At 61.4% G+C, this 15,842-nt stretch carries 14 protein-coding genes; all 14 read right to left on the reverse strand.

From position 1 onward, the window contains the following. Positions 1-75: 75 nt before the first annotated feature. The 14 genes from HPY55_02070 to HPY55_02135 all read right to left on the reverse strand — a co-directional run bounded on the left by HPY55_02070 (position 76) and on the right by HPY55_02135 (position 15,643). Positions 76-1,935, reverse strand: coding sequence for a methyl-accepting chemotaxis protein (locus tag HPY55_02070; GenBank protein NPV69417.1), 1,860 nt, complete (start codon positions 1,933-1,935; stop codon positions 76-78). A gap of 331 nt (positions 1,936-2,266) precedes the next feature. Next, the gene (rlmD, locus tag HPY55_02075) at positions 2,267-3,712 is read right to left on the reverse strand and encodes a 23S rRNA (uracil(1939)-C(5))-methyltransferase RlmD (GenBank protein NPV69418.1); all 1,446 of its coding nucleotides are present in this window, start codon (positions 3,710-3,712) and stop codon (positions 2,267-2,269) included. Then, the gene (locus tag HPY55_02080; protein ID NPV69419.1) at positions 3,703-4,587 is read right to left on the reverse strand and encodes an LD-carboxypeptidase; all 885 of its coding nucleotides are present in this window, start codon (positions 4,585-4,587) and stop codon (positions 3,703-3,705) included. The genes rlmD and HPY55_02080 overlap by 10 nt, the downstream gene beginning before the upstream one ends. Positions 4,588-4,652: 65 nt before the next feature. Further along, complete coding sequence (gene murB, locus HPY55_02085; GenBank protein NPV69420.1) at positions 4,653-5,498, reverse strand: UDP-N-acetylmuramate dehydrogenase; 846 nt, start codon at positions 5,496-5,498, stop codon at positions 4,653-4,655. Positions 5,499-5,608: 110 nt separating this feature from the next. Beyond that, complete coding sequence (meaB, locus tag HPY55_02090) at positions 5,609-6,565, reverse strand: methylmalonyl Co-A mutase-associated GTPase MeaB (protein ID NPV69421.1); 957 nt, start codon at positions 6,563-6,565, stop codon at positions 5,609-5,611. A gap of 13 nt (positions 6,566-6,578) precedes the next feature. Beyond that, positions 6,579-7,700 (reverse strand): sodium ion-translocating decarboxylase subunit beta, encoded by a 1,122-nt coding sequence (locus tag HPY55_02095; GenBank protein NPV69422.1) that lies wholly within the window; start codon positions 7,698-7,700, stop codon positions 6,579-6,581. A gap of 58 nt (positions 7,701-7,758) precedes the next feature. Next, positions 7,759-8,178, reverse strand: coding sequence for a biotin/lipoyl-binding protein (locus tag HPY55_02100; protein NPV69423.1), 420 nt, complete (start codon positions 8,176-8,178; stop codon positions 7,759-7,761). Then, a complete protein-coding gene (locus HPY55_02105) occupies positions 8,175-8,597 on the reverse strand; it encodes an OadG family protein (GenBank protein ID NPV69424.1) in 423 nt (140 codons plus the stop codon). Before HPY55_02105 ends, HPY55_02100 begins: the two co-directional genes overlap by 4 nt. A gap of 68 nt (positions 8,598-8,665) precedes the next feature. After that, complete coding sequence (locus HPY55_02110; GenBank protein ID NPV69425.1) at positions 8,666-10,216, reverse strand: methylmalonyl-CoA carboxyltransferase; 1,551 nt, start codon at positions 10,214-10,216, stop codon at positions 8,666-8,668. 70 nt (positions 10,217-10,286) lie between these two features. Then, positions 10,287-10,691: a methylmalonyl-CoA epimerase gene (mce, locus tag HPY55_02115; protein ID NPV69426.1), complete on the reverse strand. Its 405-nt coding sequence runs from the start codon at positions 10,689-10,691 to the stop codon at positions 10,287-10,289. A 65-nt stretch (positions 10,692-10,756) separates the two neighbouring features. Then, positions 10,757-11,161: a cobalamin B12-binding domain-containing protein gene (locus HPY55_02120; protein NPV69427.1), complete on the reverse strand. Its 405-nt coding sequence runs from the start codon at positions 11,159-11,161 to the stop codon at positions 10,757-10,759. Between the two features lie 15 nt (positions 11,162-11,176). Beyond that, the gene (locus HPY55_02125; protein NPV69428.1) at positions 11,177-12,856 is read right to left on the reverse strand and encodes a methylmalonyl-CoA mutase family protein; all 1,680 of its coding nucleotides are present in this window, start codon (positions 12,854-12,856) and stop codon (positions 11,177-11,179) included. Between the two features lie 317 nt (positions 12,857-13,173). Beyond that, entirely contained in the window at positions 13,174-14,400 is a 1,227-nt protein-coding gene (locus HPY55_02130; GenBank protein NPV69429.1) for a hypothetical protein, read from the reverse strand. Between the two features lie 46 nt (positions 14,401-14,446). After that, the gene (locus HPY55_02135; GenBank protein ID NPV69430.1) at positions 14,447-15,643 is read right to left on the reverse strand and encodes a CoA transferase; all 1,197 of its coding nucleotides are present in this window, start codon (positions 15,641-15,643) and stop codon (positions 14,447-14,449) included. Positions 15,644-15,842: the final 199 nt, after the last annotated feature.

Consider the following 15,842-nt stretch of genomic DNA (forward strand, 5'->3'; position numbering starts at 1 on the left):
AAGACTCCCTGGGGGTGAGAATGTCTGGGGAGCCTGGCCGTTCTCGCTAACCGGACCAGGACCAGACTGCTACTATTAGAGTCGGAATGTGCCCACAAGTTTCCGCAGATCCTGGGCCATTTGAGCTAGTGACTGCGCTGAACTTGCCATCTCCTCGATCGACGCGTTGACTTCCTCGGCCGCCGAAGAGACCTCCTCTATCGCTGAGGCATTCCGCTCGGCAGCCTTAGCGATGGAATCAGCAGAACCGAGGACTTGCGAACTGGATGCCGCCATTTGCTCTGTAGCCGCGGTGGCTTCTTCAACCACCGATGCACTTGAATCCACAGCAGTCATAGCCTGTTTGCTTGCAGCCTGAATATCCGTAATTGCCTCTCTGATTCGCTCGAATTCCACGCCCGCATTCTCCACGGCGGACACTATTTGGCCGAGCACCTCCCGGGCTTCCGACGCCACGTTGAAGCCTTCCTTCACCGCCTCGGCGCCCACTCCAACCGACTTCACAGAAGCCTCGGTACCCTTTTGAATGTCCGCAATCAAGTTGGCTATTTCCTTGGTTGACTTGCTCGAACGCTCGGCTAGCTTCCTGACTTCGTCCGCGACCACCGCAAACCCGCGCCCGTGTTCGCCCGCCCTTGCGGCTTCTATGGCTGCATTAAGGGCGAGCAGATTGGTCTGGTCCGCAATGTCGCTTATCACCTGCACAATCTCGACGATCCGCTGTGAGTGCTCCGACAGCTCGTTGATGTTTGCACGGATATCGTCGCTCGTTTTGTTGATGGTCTCCATTCCAGAGACAGTTTTTTCTATTGCCTGCCTACCGCTCTGTGCCGAGCTCCTTGCAGTCTCGGCCGCCAGGGCTACCTGCTGGGCTGCGGACCCGATGCGATCCACCGCCTTCACCATGCCCTCGACACTTCGAGTCGCCTCTGACAGGCTCTTCGATTGAGTCTGAGCCCCCGCCGCTACCTGATCTATAGCGTTCCCGAGCTGGCCCAGCACCTTGCTGGTCTCCCGGGCGCCTTCGGCTTGAGACGTGCTGTCCTTTGTGACATCCTGTATGGACGTAGAGACTTGCTGAATCGCCTTTGCCGCCTCTTCAGCTGTCGCCGAGAGTTCCTCGCTGGACGCGGCAACCTGCTCCGCCGACTCCGACGTCTTCTTGACCAGATGCTTGAGGCTGTCCAGCATGCCGCCGAACGCCACCGTCAACTTCTCGATCTCGTCCCTCGTCTTCACCGCGGGTGCGCTGATCGTCAAGTCCCCCGCAGCAACCGCGGTCGCAGCCGTTGTAAGTGCACCCAGCGGTCTCGAGATCAGGCGTCCTAGTACCAGGCCAAGCCCAACACCCAGAATCGCGGCTAGAACCGTGACTATAAGGGTGATTCTCTGTACGTTATCCGTCGTCAGCTTAGCGCCAGCCTCTATTTTATCTGAGAGGTCGGACGTGAAACTGACCCATTCCCCCATGGCCTTGCTGAGGCTTTCCTCAACATCGCCGCCCTTATCCACGTCTGCTGATACACCCGCTTCGTCACCGGCCTTCGCGTTAGCGATCATGCTAGCCACGAGCTTGTCGTAGTCCTCAATGTGGGTCCTGAACGTCTTTAAGAAAGCCTTGCCTTGCTCCGTCTTGATGAGCTTATCCAGCTTGGCCAGCAGGTCCGAGACGTTCTTCTCGTGACCTTGCGCGTCTCTGAGGTGGTTCTCTTCAAGGGTCTCGACATAATACGTGACAGCCAGTATCCTCTTCGTGATCTGCGCATCCAGCTCACGTATCAGGAGCAGCGCCTCCAAGACGTAGTTAACCATGTCCTCCTGGTAGCTCTTCCGGACGCCATTGATTCCATTGATAGCAAACAAGCCAACCGCACCGAAAACGACAACCAGTACCACGTATCCAGCAATGATCTTGACACCGACTCCAAGTCTCACCTTTCCGCCCCCCCAATTACCCGGCTCGCCTGCGAACCCGGCAATTAATGTTGCTGTGTACAGCCGACACACCGAGAAGCACGTCATGCACCTGCCGCTCTATTACTTCCCATCGTGAAGGTACGGATTGGTATTTAGCTAATTGAGCTAATCTTAAGCTAATTAGCTCCATTCTGGTAATTGCCGCAATCATGCGATTATCAAGCTAATTTAGCTAATTTAGCTAGTTTAGGAACTCTCGACGCATTTGGACACGGTTCGCCAAAAAAGAGAGCGCCGGAGGGACGGAATTACGTGGAGCGCAAGGGGATGAGGAGGCCGTGGAGCGCGCTCAAGCCCTGACGATGCAGGCGACCGCCTCCACGTGGGGGGTCTGGGGAAACATGTCGAACGGCTGCACCTCGACAGTCCTGTAGCCGAGTCCCTCGAGGTAAGCGAGGTCCCGCGCAAGTGTCGAAGGATAACACGACACGTAGGCGACAGTGGCGGGTTTTGTCCTGGCGATGGCGTCGAGGACTCCTTCAGAGCAGCCGGCGCGCGGCGGGTCCAGCACAACCGCGGCCGGCGACGCCCCTTCGGAGGCAAGTCCGAACACGACGGACTGGGCAACCCACTCCGCCCGGCCCTCGACGAACCTGACGTTGCCTATTTCGTTGAGCCTGGCGTTCCGCCGCGCATCCCTGACGGCGTCCGGGGATTCCTCGATCCCCACCGCGAGGGAGAAGCGCCGCGCCAGGAAGAGCGTGATGGTCCCGATGCCGCAGTAGAGGTCCAGCGCGGTTGAATCCCGAATCCCGGATTCGAGGTATTCCAACGCCTTTGCGTACACCCTCGCAGCCTGCACGGGGTTAACCTGGTAGAACGACAGCGGGGATATCCGGAACCTGAGGCGACCGGTCTCGTCGTTTCCGAACAGGTCATCTATGCACTCGCGCCCCCGGATGACCTTCCACTCCGTACCGAGCACGATGTTGGTCCTCCCGGGGTTGACGTTCTGGACCACGCTGACCAGGCCGGGGACTGCCTTCATCAGTCCTTCAGCGATCTCCGCGGCGGCGGGAAACCTCCGCAGTGCGGTGACGAACGCCGCCATCGACTCGCCTGTCCCGACCGCCACCCGCGCCATTATGTACCGGAGGACGCCCCTTCCGGTTCGCTCGTCGTACGGTTCGACGCGGTGCTCCTCGCACAACTTGAGCGCCTCGCGGAGTATGAGGTTGTTGGTAGGATGCTGTATCAGGCACGACTCCGCGGGGACGATCTCGTGCGTGCCCTTGCGAAAACAGCCGGCCACTAGCCACGAGCCCGGTCGAAAGCCGGCCCGCCCGTCGACCCGTCCGGACGCGCGGCCCACGGGGAACATGACCTTGTTCCGGTAGTGCCATGGTTCCGGCGAGGGCATCGTATCGCGGACGACAGCACCTTTCAAATGGCCGATCCTCGACAGCGCATCCTCGACCAGCCTCTTTTTCCACGAAAGCTGGCCCTCGTACGACATCGCCTGGAGGCTGCAGCCCCCGCAGTACTCCGAAACGCTACAGCGGGGGTCGACTCTGAGAGCGGAGGCCCGCTCAACCGCCACGAGCTCCGCCCGCGAGAATCTCTTCCGTTGCTCCGTTATCCTCGCGCGCACTGTATCGCCGGGGATGCCCCCGGGGACGAATACGGCCTTGTCCCGGTGCCTCCCCACGCCCGCGCCTTCGTGAGAGAGTCCGGTGATCTCCAGATTGGCGACCTCTCCGCCGTCGCGGCGTCCGGTTCTTCGCTTCAAACACAAGCCCCCTCGGTCACTCTTAAAGTTGCGCCGTTTGTAGCAGCGTCGATCTCGGTCCGCACGCCGAGCGGAATGGTGAGCCTGTATTTCCCGTGCCCGCAGCACAGGCCCGACACAACCGGAACCCCGAGATCCCCGAAGTAGTGGGCGAATATCTCGTCAAGTTGGAGCGTCGGCTTGCCGGCCTCGGGGACACAGTCGATGAATTCGCCCAGCACCACCCCGGCGACACTGGATAGTTTTCCCGCCATCTGGAGCTGCCGCAGCATCCTGTCGATCCTGTAGGGCCTTTCGGAGACCTCCTCGAGCATGAGTATCTTGTCCCTGGTATCTATCTCGAAGGGGGTCCCAATTGATGAAACGACCATGGACAGGTTGCCGCCCGTGAGCGTGCCGGCGGCGCGTCCCCCGCCGTTCCACCGCGGGCGTGAGGGCGCCGGCACCCCGATGGGATTGGCCAGATCACCGAGGGGTCCCGTGGAGGTGATGGCGCGAACGAGGTGCGAGACCGTGTAGTCATTGAGTCGCTCGGGGTCCTTGGCCTCGACAACTGGACCGTGGAATGTCACCAGGCCCGCGCGCTTCCGGATGGCGAGGTGAAGCGCCGTGATGTCGCTGTATCCGACGAATACCTTACGACTGGCGCGCACGGCCTCGTAGTCGATCATGTCGAGGATCCGCATTGACCCGTACCCACCCCGCGCGCACACCACGCAGTGGACTTCCGGGTCGCGGAACATCTCGTTGAAGTCGGAGGCGCGCGCGGAATCCGTCCCCGCCAGGTAGCCGCGCCGCTCCATTACGTGACGCCCCAGACGGACTCTAAAGCCGGCGCCTTTGAACGCCTCAACCCCCCGTTCGAGGCCCTCGGCATCCACCGGGCCGGAAGGAGCGACGATGCCGATGACTCCTCCAGGGGGCGCCGCCCTGGGCTTTACCCGCCTCAGGCTTCACCCACCACCTTGATCTCGGGGGTCAGCTCGACCCCGTATTTCCGCAGAACTGCGTCCCTAATAAAAGTAATCATCTCGAGTACGTCATCCGCCGTCGCTCCACCGCGGTTGACGATGAACCCTGCGTGAACCGTGGACACTTCGGCGCCGCCGATCCTGTGGCCCTTCAGCCCGGCGCCTTCTATGAGCGGCCCCGCGTACGCGCCTTCGGGGCGCCTGAACACGCTGCCGGCGCTGGGCAAGTCGAGGGGCTGCTTCTCTCGTCTTCTCCGGTCAAGGTCACTCATGCGCTCCAGAATGGCGGGGCGGTCACCGCGTTTCAGGCGCATGGTAGCGGACAGCACGATGTCGCTCCGGTCCTGGAGCACGCTCTTTCTGTAAGCGAAGCCGAGCGCGGCCGCTTCGAGGACAACGACGCGACCGTCGCCGGGTGAGAGCAGTTCCACGGACTCAATGACGTCCTTCATCTCGCCATCGTAGGCGCCGGCGTTCATCACCGCCGCGCCCCCGACGGTGCCCGGGATCCCGTGGGTGAACTCCAGCCCCGCAAGGCCGCGCGCGGCAGCCGCCTCGCTCGTCTTGCGGAGCAGCGCACCCGAGCCGGCTGTCAGCGTCTCTCCGGCGATTTCGAGCCGGTCCAGCGTGCCCGCTAGCTTTATGACGACACCTCTTATACCCTTATCCCTGACCAGCAGGTTAGTGCCGTTCCCCATCACGAACCAGGGGAGAGACTCCGACGTGCAAAACGCCAGTACGGTCCTGAGGTCGTCAACGGAGGACGGGATAGCGACAAGATCGGCGGGACCGCCGATCTTGAACGACGTGTGACGGGACATGGGTTCATCGAACAGCAGCCTGCTGGCGGGAACCAGCCCGGCAATAGTCTTCAGTATTCCTGAGCGGCGATCGAATCGCCCTGGCTCCAAAGCCGCTAATGCCCCTTCCGTTATTCTGTCTTCCGTGATTCTATGAGGATATCCACCGCCGTGTACGGGTCGAGTTCCCTCGACGCAACCTTCGAGATGACGTCATCCCAGAGGCCCCGCGCCTTGGACTTCTCAATGAGAGGCTCCACGACCGCCTGCGCTAGGACCTCGCTGACGTCGAACTCGGACGCCTGCAGGGCGTGCTTCTGCATCTCCCCGCTCTGCCGTACGTAGGCGGCGTGTTCCGAGATTTTCGACGCCAGTAAAGCTATCCCTTCGCCGCTGACGGCCACGGTCTTGACCACGGGCGGACGCCATCCCCTCCCGGGAGGGCTCATGTCCAGCATGTACTCGATTTCGAGCGCCGTCCTGCCGGCGCCCTCCCTGTCGGCCTTGTTGACGGCGAATACGTCGCCGATCTCCATGATGCCGGCCTTCATGGCCTGGACGTCGTCGCCCATCCCCGGCGCCGCGACCACCACCACTGTATGGGCGTACCTCATGATCTCGACTTCAGATTGGCCCGTTCCAACCGTCTCTATGAAGATGACGTCGCAGCCGAACGCGTCGAGCAGGTGCAGGGTCGCCCCCGTGGCACGGGAGAGTCCACCAAGGTGGCCCCTCGTGGCCAGGCTCCTTATGAACACGTCAGGATCGATGGAACGGGTCTGCATCCTGATCCTGTCACCGAGTATCGCGCCGCCGGTGAATGGGCTGGTCGGGTCGACCGCGATCACGCCCACCTTCTTGCCTTCATTGCGGGCAGCATCGATCAGCCCGTCCGTCAGAGTACTCTTGCCCGTACCCGGGGACCCCGTCACGCCGACCACGTAGGCCCGCCCGGAATGACGGTACGCGGCCTTGACGATCTCCCTGTGGCCGGGCGATTCATTCTCAACGACGGTGATGGCTCGCGCGAGCGCGAGCCTGTCACCGTCCAGTATTCTATTTACCAACTCCTCGGTTGTGTTCATCATCAGATCGTGTAGTCTACCGCTTCAGCAGCGCCAGCATGGTGCCCGCGGCGACTGCAGTGCCGATGACGCCTGCTACGTTAGGGCCCATCGCGTGCATGAGCAGGAAGTTGCCGGGGTTCTCCTGTTGGCCCACCACCTGCGACACGCGCGCCGCCATCGGGACGGCGGAAACGCCGGCCGAGCCGATCAGCGGGTTGACCTTGCCACCGCTCAACACGTACATGACCTTACCCAGGATCAAACCACCGGCTGTGCCGCCCATGAATGCAACCAGGCCGAGGCCAATGATCTGGATCGTCTGCAAGTTGAGGAACGACTCGGCGCTCATCGTGGCGCCCACCGATGTGGCCAGAAATATGGTCACGATGTTGATCAGTTCGTTCTGCGCCGTCTTGGAGAGGCGCTCCACGACTCCGGCCTCCCTGAACAGGTTGCCGAGCATGAGCATGGCTACCAGCGGGGCGACCATCGGGAGGATGAGGCTGACCGTGATTCCCGACACGACCGGGAACAGGATCTTCTCGGTCCTGGAGACCGGCCTGAGCTGCTCCATGATGACCGTGCGCTCTTTCTTGGTAGTTAGCGCACGCATGATCGGTGGCTGAATCAGCGGCACGAGCGACATGTACGAATACGCCGCCACGGCGATGGGCCCCAGAAGGTGTGGGGCGAGTTTCATCGTCGTGTAAATGGCCGTAGGACCGTCGGCACCGCCGATGATGCCGATCGAGGCCGCCTCCTTGATCGTGAACCCGAGCGCTTTGGCTCCGAGGAGCGCGATGAACACGCCCAGCTGGGCGGCCGCCCCAAGGAGAAGAGTGCTCGGGTTAGCGAGGAGCGGGCCGAAGTCGGTCATCGCCCCCACTCCGAGGAAAATAAGGGGTGGGAATATCTCGTGTTCGACTCCGAAGTATAGGTACTTCAGGAGACCCCCCTCGGCCATGATCCCCGTTAGGGGGAGGTTTGCCACAACGCAACCGAACCCGATGGGCAACAAGAGCAGGGGTTCAAAGCCCTTGGCTATGGCAAGGTAGAGTAGGATGCACCCCACACCGAGCATCACGATGTTGCCCCACGTGAGCCCGATGAATCCGGTGCTATCCAGAAGCGTCTTGATAACGCCCGATGCGTCCATCGAGGATTGTCCCCTTTCAGCTTTCAGTCACATATTGTCCGTCCGGGAGGCACCGGGACTATTTCGCCAGGGTGATCAGGGGATCCCCGGTGTTGACGCTCGCTCCCTTGCTCGTGTGCACCGAAGCGACAGCGGCGTCACACGGGGACATGATTTCATTCTGCATCTTCATTGCCTCGAGCATTATCAATACCTGGCCCTTCTTGACCTGCTGTCCTTCCTGGACCAGGATCTCGCTTATCGTCCCGGGCATCGGTGCGGATATCAGGCCGTCTTTGCCACCGGTTGGCTTGGGTTTCGCCGCTGGAGCAGCGGCGGTCGCCGCCTTCGGGGCCGCGGGTGCAGGCTCAGCTTTCACGGGCGCAGGTGCGGGTGCGGGTGCTGGAGCCGCGACTACCGCTGGACTGGCTCCGCCGCCGACCTCTTCCACGCTTACTTCGTACTCTTTACCATTGACTGTTATCTTGAACTTCCTCACGCCGTAGCCCTCCTCCGAACCAGTTCTCTGGATTGCATGATCCTGGTGCGCCCCGCCATCGCCCACAGGCTTTCTTCCCTGCGGGTTCCCTGCATGCCGATCACGAGACCTGACGCCGGCTTCTCAAGGTAAGCCGCCACAGCCGCGCTGATCACGGCCGTAACCTCGGCGGATACCTCGGAGCTCACTTCGGCCCCCACCGCCTCGACACTCTCGCCCTCCGCGGCAGCCACTACTTCCATCTCATCCGCGGGCGCCTTGCGGCCGCCGCCGTTCCCATTTGGGCCTGAACCCTTCTCGAACGGCGCCACGAACACCTTGATAGCCTTGATTATGAGCGCGAGCACCCAGAGTACCAGGAAAACCACCGACATGTCGATGATTGTCAACCACAGTCCGCCTATCATTGTGTCGGGCATTTCGATGTCTCCTCTCCCCTGCGCCACACAGGCCGGAGGCCCCGGAGGGCCCTCCGGGTGATCCATAGCTACATCGGTAGGTTGCCGTGCTTCTTGGCGGGCCTGGTCTCGGCCTTACTCCTGCAAATCTCGAGCGCGCCGATGAGCCTCGGCCTGATCTCCTTCGGGTCGATGACGTCGTCGACGAACCCCCTGGATGCGGCGATGTACGGGTTGGCGAACTTGTCGCGGAACTCCTGGATCTTCTGGGCGCGCACGGCCTTCTGTTCCTGGGCGTTCGCTATTTCGTCCCTGAATATGATGTTGGCCGCACCCTCGGGTCCCATGACAGCGATCTCCGCGGTCGGGAGCGCATATACCAGGTCGGCCCCCAGATGCCTGGAACACATGGCGATGTACGCGCCGCCGTATGCCTTGCGTACGATCAGGGTGATCTTGGGCACCGTCGCCTCGGAATACGCGTACAGGAGCTTGGCGCCGTGGCGAATGATCCCGCCGTGCTCCTGGCCGACGCCCGGCAGGTAACCGGGGACGTCCGAGAACGTGACGAGCGGGATGTTGAAGCAGTCGCAGAACCTGATGAACCTGCACGCCTTGTCGGAAGCGTCGATGTCGAGGCAGCCCGCCTTGACCTTGGGCTGGTTGGCGATGACGCCGACCGTACGGCCGTTCACCCGCGCGAACCCGACGATGATATTCTCGGCATAATACTGGTGGACCTCAAAGAACGTGCCCCTGTCCACGACCCCGTTGATCAGGTCCTTCATGTCGTACGGCTTGTTGGGATCCGTCGGGACGAGGTTTCGCAGGTTTTCGTCAGTCCTGTTCGGGTCGTCGCCGGTATCCACCCTGGGCGGGTCCTCGAGGTTGTTCGAGGGGATGTAGCTGAGAAGTGTCTTGATCATGTCGAGGCACTGCTTCTCATCCTGGGCCCAGAAATGAGCCACGCCGCTGACCCTGTTGTGGACGGTGGCGCCGCCAAGGTCGGCCGGACTCACGTCCTCACCGGTAACCGCCTTGATGACCTGCGGGCCGGTAATGAACATGTTGCTCGTACCTTCTACCATAAATACGAAGTCCGTGAGCGCGGGGGAATACACCGCACCTCCAGCACACGGCCCCATGATTACCGAAATCTGCGGGATCACGCCGGAGTAGATGGAGTTCTTGTAGAAGATCTCCCCGTAACCCTTCAGTGCATCTACGCCTTCCTGGATCCTCGCGCCGCCCGAGTCATTCAGGCAGATGCACGGGACCCCCATCTTCCTGGCGAGGTCCAGCCCCTTGGCTATCCTGAGCGCGTGAGCCTCACCCAGTGAACCACCGATGACCGTGAAATCCTGGGCGGCAATGCACACGGGCCGGCCGTTGATGTAGCCGTATCCCGTCACGACACCCTCACCGGGCGCCCGGACCTTATCCATCCCGAAGTTGGTACAACGGTGCTCGACGAAAGCGTCCAGCTCGACGAATGTGCCCGCGTCGACCAGCGCGTCGATCCGCTCCCTCGCGGTCATCTTCCCTGACTTGCGCTGCTTGTCGAGCCTGTCGGGACCTCCTCCTTGCTGGACCTCAGTGCGTCGTTTTTGGAGTTCGGCCAGTTTCTCCTCAATGCCCAACCTTCTTCACCTCCGTCTGCTGATGCGAAGACCCGGACGAACAGGACCGGAGCCCTGACCGCCTATAAACTTACGACCTCTCGCAAATCTCGAGCAGGACGCCGTTTGTGACCTTGGGGTGCACGAACGCTATCTTCGCGCCACCGGCGCCCTTGCGAGGCTTCTCGTCGATAAGCCTGAGACCGGCCGCCTTACACTCCTCAAGCGCCTTCTCGATGTCCTTCACCCTGAGCGCGATGTGCTGGATGCCCTCCCCCTTGGCCTCGATGAACTTCGCGACGGGGCCATCAGGTGAGGTGGACTCGATGAGCTCTATCTCGCTGTCGCCGACCGGGATGAACGCGACCCTCACCTTCTGCTCGGCGACTTCCTCAACCCCGTGCATCTTCAGCCCGAGGATGTCTGTGTACAGTTTCGCGGCCTCATCGATGCTGTTGACCGCGACACCGATATGGTCTACCCTGGTGACCAGCATGTTTTCACCTCCGTTCGCGTTGCGTTCAGCATACCTAAGGTATCCATGGCGCCGCTCAGCCCCATTCATACCGATTTCTTGACATTCTCCTCGATGAACTTCACGATCTCCCGCATCGAAGCGCCGGGCGTGAACACTGCGGCAACCCCGGCCTCCTTGAGGGCGGGTATGTCCTCGTGGGGGATTACGCCACCGGCCACGACGAGGACGTCCTTGAGCCCGCGTTTCTTGAGGTTCTCGATTACCCTGGGGAAGAGCGCCAGGTGAGCGCCGGACAGGATGCTCAGGCCCACCACATCGACGTCTTCCTGAAGGGCCGCCTCCGCTATCTGCTCGGGCGTCTGCCTCAATCCAGTGTATATGATCTCCATGCCGGCGTCGCGGAGCGCGCGGGCGATGACCTTCGCCCCGCGGTCGTGACCGTCCAGTCCCGGTTTAGCCACCAGCACCCTGACTCGGGTTTCTGCCATGTCGCTACCCTCCCCCTATATGCTCACTGTTGACTTGTACTCGCCGAACACCTTACGCAGCGTGTCGCAGATCTCGCCGAGCGTCGCGTAACACCGTACCGACTCGAGGATGAGCGGCATGAGGTTCTCGGAACCGGCGGCCGCCTTCTCCAGCGCGCCGAGCGCGGCGGCAACCTTCGTGTTCTCCCTGGTCGCCTTGACCTTCGCGATCTTCTGCTTCTGCCGCTCGCCGACCGCCGGGTCGACTCTCAGCAGTCCCTTGGGCGGCGGCTCCTGGATCTGGAACTTGTTCACGCCGACCACGATTCGTTCGCCCTTCTCGACTTCCTTCTGGTACCTGTACGCGCTGTCCTGGATTTCCTGCTGCACGAATCCCTTCTCGATAGCGACCGGCGAGCCGCCGAGCGCGTCGATCTTCTCGATGTAGGCATTGGCCTCTTTCTCGATCTTGTCGGTCAGCGCCTCCACGTAGAACGAGCCTGCGAGCGGGTCTACCGTGTTGGTCACGCCGCTCTCGAACGCGATGAGCTGCTGCGTGCGGAGGGCGATTCTGACGGAATCCTCGGACGGCAGCGCGAGCGCCTCGTCCCTGGAGTTCGTGTGCAGGGACTGGGTCCCGCCGAGCACCGCTGAGAGCGCCTGCAGCGCGACCCTGACGATGTTATTGTCGGGTTGCTGAGCGGTGAGCGTGGAACCGGCCGTCTGAGTGTGGAAGCGGAGCATCTGGGAGCGGGGGTCTTTGGCGCCGAATCTCTCCTTCATGATCCTGGCCCAGAGGCGCCTCGCCGCTCGGAACTTGGCGACCTCTTCGAGCAGGTCGTTATGCGCGTTGAAGAAGAACGACAGCCTCGGCCCGAACTTGTCGACGTCCAGCCCCGCCTTTATGGCCGCGTCGACGTACGCGATACCGTTGGCCAGCGTGAACGCGACTTCCTGGACGGCCGTCGCGCCGGCCTCCCTGATGTGGTAGCCGCTGATTGAGATCGTGTTCCACTCGGGGACGTTCTTCGAGCAGAACTCGAAGATGTCGGTGATCAGCCTCATTGAAGGCTTGGGCGGGAATATGTAAGTGCCCCGGGCTGCGTATTCCTTGAGGATGTCGTTCTGGATGGTGCCGTTGAGTTTGTCTGCGGACACACCCTGCTTTTCGCCCACCGCAATGTACATAGCGAGGAGGATCGCGGCGGGAGCGTTGATGGTCATCGACGTGCTGACCTTGTCGAGCGGGATGCCATCGAACAGGGTCTCCATGTCGGCCAGGGAGTCGATAGCCACACCGACTTTGCCGACTTCGCCTTCCGCCAGCGAATGATCGGAGTCATAACCAATCTGCGTCGGAAGGTCGAACGCCACGCTGAGTCCTGTCTGACCCTGCTGCAGGAGGAACTTGTAGCGCTTGTTCGTGTCCTCCGCGGAACCGAACCCGGCGTACTGCCTCATCGTCCACAGCCGGCCACGATACATCGTGGGCTGGACGCCGCGGGTAAACGGGTACTGGCCAGGAATGCCGAGATCCCGCTCGTAGTCGAGGTTCTCGACGTCCGCCGGGGTGTACAGCCGGTCGACCGGGATGTTGGAACCGGTAACGAACTGCGGCTTCGACTCCGGCGCCTTGGCCAGGCTCTTCGCCAGCGGCCCCTCTTCCCACCCCTTCCTGACTTGCTTCACCCGTTCCATCTTTTCCTTGTCGTACATCTTTAGATGGTACCTCCCCCGGAATAATGCAACACCTGACCGCGTGCCCCCCTGTCTGCACTGGGCTTCGATCAGGTGTTGCCTGCGTTGAGAGGCTTTCGGCCCCCCGGTCTGGCACTATGATCGAACCTGGGTCTTGTCTCACCAACCGAGTTCCAGAGAGTATGTTTCGGCATAGTATACGTGAAATCCTCCACGGTCTTCTTGAAACATCGCTATACTACCCGAATGGGTGGGCCGGGTAGGAGATCCGGGGGCCCGGGTCTGAAGGGGGAGGGGCGGTCGCCAGCCACGGTACCGCCCCTTTGTCAGGCAGCTCACCGGACGATGCCGAAGTACATCAGGATGCCTACGAACAGCACCCCTCCGATGCCGACCGCCAGCAGCTCCCTGAATAGCTTCTCTCTGTCAATGGTATCCGGCGCGGCAGCCATTGCCAGGGCTCCCAGCGTGGACAGCGGGCTATTTGTCACAGCGTGTGCTCCCTGTACAACCGCCGACACCAGGCTTTCAGGCGGTACCGTGGTCCCGAGCTTCTGGATGAGCCCGGGTACCGTAGGGATCAGGGTGGGCATCACAACTCCGGAGGCCGAGGAGAATGTCGACATGGCGCCACCAGTCAGGGCCATTATGGCCGCGGCGGACCTCGGGGTCATGAAGGAACCGAGGAAATCCGTCAGCAGCTTGATGCCCCCTGTCTTGCCTGCCACGTTGACCATGACGCCCACTCCGCACACGAGGAGGAGCGTCATCCACGGGACAGCGGCTACCGATTTCTTCTGGTCAGCTACTTTAAACAATAGTAGTGCCGCCGCCACGAGGAACGCAGCCAGTCCCACGTTCCACTTCAGGAACACGACTGTCAGCACCAGCGCGGCGATTCCTCCAAGGGTGACCAGCTGGTTCTTGTCGAACGGATTGGGCCTGGAGAGCTGCCCCTTCGTTGAAATCTTCAAACCACCGAAAAACACGTAGCTCACGATACCTATGATGATCTGCAGGATGATCATATTTATCCAGACGTGCATTCCAGTGTCAAGGCCCTGCTTCTTTGCAAGCTCGACGCCGATTATGCCGGTGGGCGCGATCGGCGAGAGTCCGCCGGCATTGGAACCCGCTATTACCATGAGCGCCATGAGCAGCGGGCTGATCCCGGTTTCCTGCGCCACCGCCATTGAGATCGGGTGCACGAGAGCGCATACCGAGATGTTGCCGGGGCCGATAGCAGCGAGGACGAATGCAAGCAGGAAGAAGACTATGGGGATGAGCTTCGCCTGGCCTCGCGCGGCGTAGACCGACTTTCGGGCGAGGAGTTCCAAAGTCCCATTTGTCTTGGCGATCGCGAACAGCAGGGTTACGCCGAAGAGGATGAAGAAGAGATTTGTCGGCCACCCCGCGATGATGTCATTAGGCTTCATTCCGCCCAGGAACTGGCCAACGACGAACGCAAACGCCACGCTCACGAGCCCCGTGCTGATGTCGAACGCAAACCCGATGGCTATGGCCACAAGGATGCCGAGCAGGGAAACTAGTGCGACGCTCACTTTGCCCACTCCTTTATGTGGTTATAGGGGTCGAATGCAGGTGGCCCTAGACGACGCCTTCCGCTTGGAGCCTGTCGAATTCCTCAACGGAGAGACCGAGAAGCGAGTTCAAGAGTTCGAAGGTGTGCTGGCCAAGCGCGGGAGCAGGCATCTCGATGCTGCACGGTGTGGCCGAGAACTTCACCGGCACGCCCGCCATTTTCACTCCTCCGACGCCGGGTTGCTGTACCTCCACCACCATCTCCCTCGCCTTGATTTGCGGGTCGTTTACCACCTCCTCGACAGTGTTGATCGGCCCGCAGGGCACCGCCGCCCCCTCCAGGATCGCGGTCCATTCCTGGGTGGACTTCGTCCGGAACACGCCGGCGAGTACCGGCTCGAGCTCGCTCCAGTTCTGGGTCCTCAGCGGATTAGTAGTGAACCTGGGGTCTTTCCCAAGGTCCGGCAGGCCGATTGCCTCGCAGAACCTTACCCACATCGGGTCGTTGCCGACGGCGATGTTTATGTAGCCGTCTTTGGTCTGCATCGCAGTGAAGGGGGTGAGGGATGGATGCCTGTTCCCGATACGGCCCGGTGACTTGCCGCTGGCGAAGTACCTCGCTATGGCGTTCTCGAGGATAGCCACCTGGCAGTCAAGCATGGCCACGTCCACCATTTGCCCTTCGCCGGTGAGGTCACGGTGACGCAAGGCCGCAAGGATGCCTATAGCCGTGAACAGTCCCGCAGTGATGTCGCCGATGGAGGCGCCCACTCTTGTCGGCGGGCCACCCGGGTGCCCGGTGATGCTCATGATGCCGCCCATGCCCTGCGCGATCTGGTCGTAGCACGGCTTGCGGCTGTATGGACCGGTGTGACCGAACCCCGAGCAGGCCGCGTAGATAAGTCTTGGGTTGACCTTCCTCAACTCCTCGTAACCAATCCCGAGGTCTTCCATCGTTCCCGGAGAGTAGTTCTCCAGAACGACGTCACTCTTCGACACCAGCTTCTTGAAGAGATCCTTGCCCTGGGGCTTCTTCAGGTTCAGAGACATGCTCCTCTTGTCGCGGTTCAGGCTGATGAAGTAGACGCTCTCCTTCCCGATGAAGGGGCCGAACTCGCGGGAATCGTCGCCCCTGCCCGGGATCTCCACTTTCATGACGTCGGCGCCGAGGTCCCCGAGCACCATGGCGCAGTACGGCCCCGCGAGTACCCGGGTAAGATCCAGCACTTTGATCCCCGAAAGTGGTCTGGTAGCCATGCCCATTCCCTCCTTTTATTGGCAGTCGCGGGGCACAGCAAAGCCTCAGGAGCATAAAGCTTCTGAGGCTTACGCACAGTCACACTATCACAAGCGCCCCAGGCTGGTGGTTAGGTCGAGTCACACTGTCACACAGTCGCGGGGTACCTTTTGAGGCTTACATTCGGCAAGACTGACGGAATTCCTGCAAACCCTGCTGATGTCT

The organism is Bacillota bacterium (assembly GCA_013178305.1).
Classification (GTDB): domain Bacteria; phylum Bacillota; class Sulfobacillia; order JABLXB01; family JABLXB01; genus JABLXB01.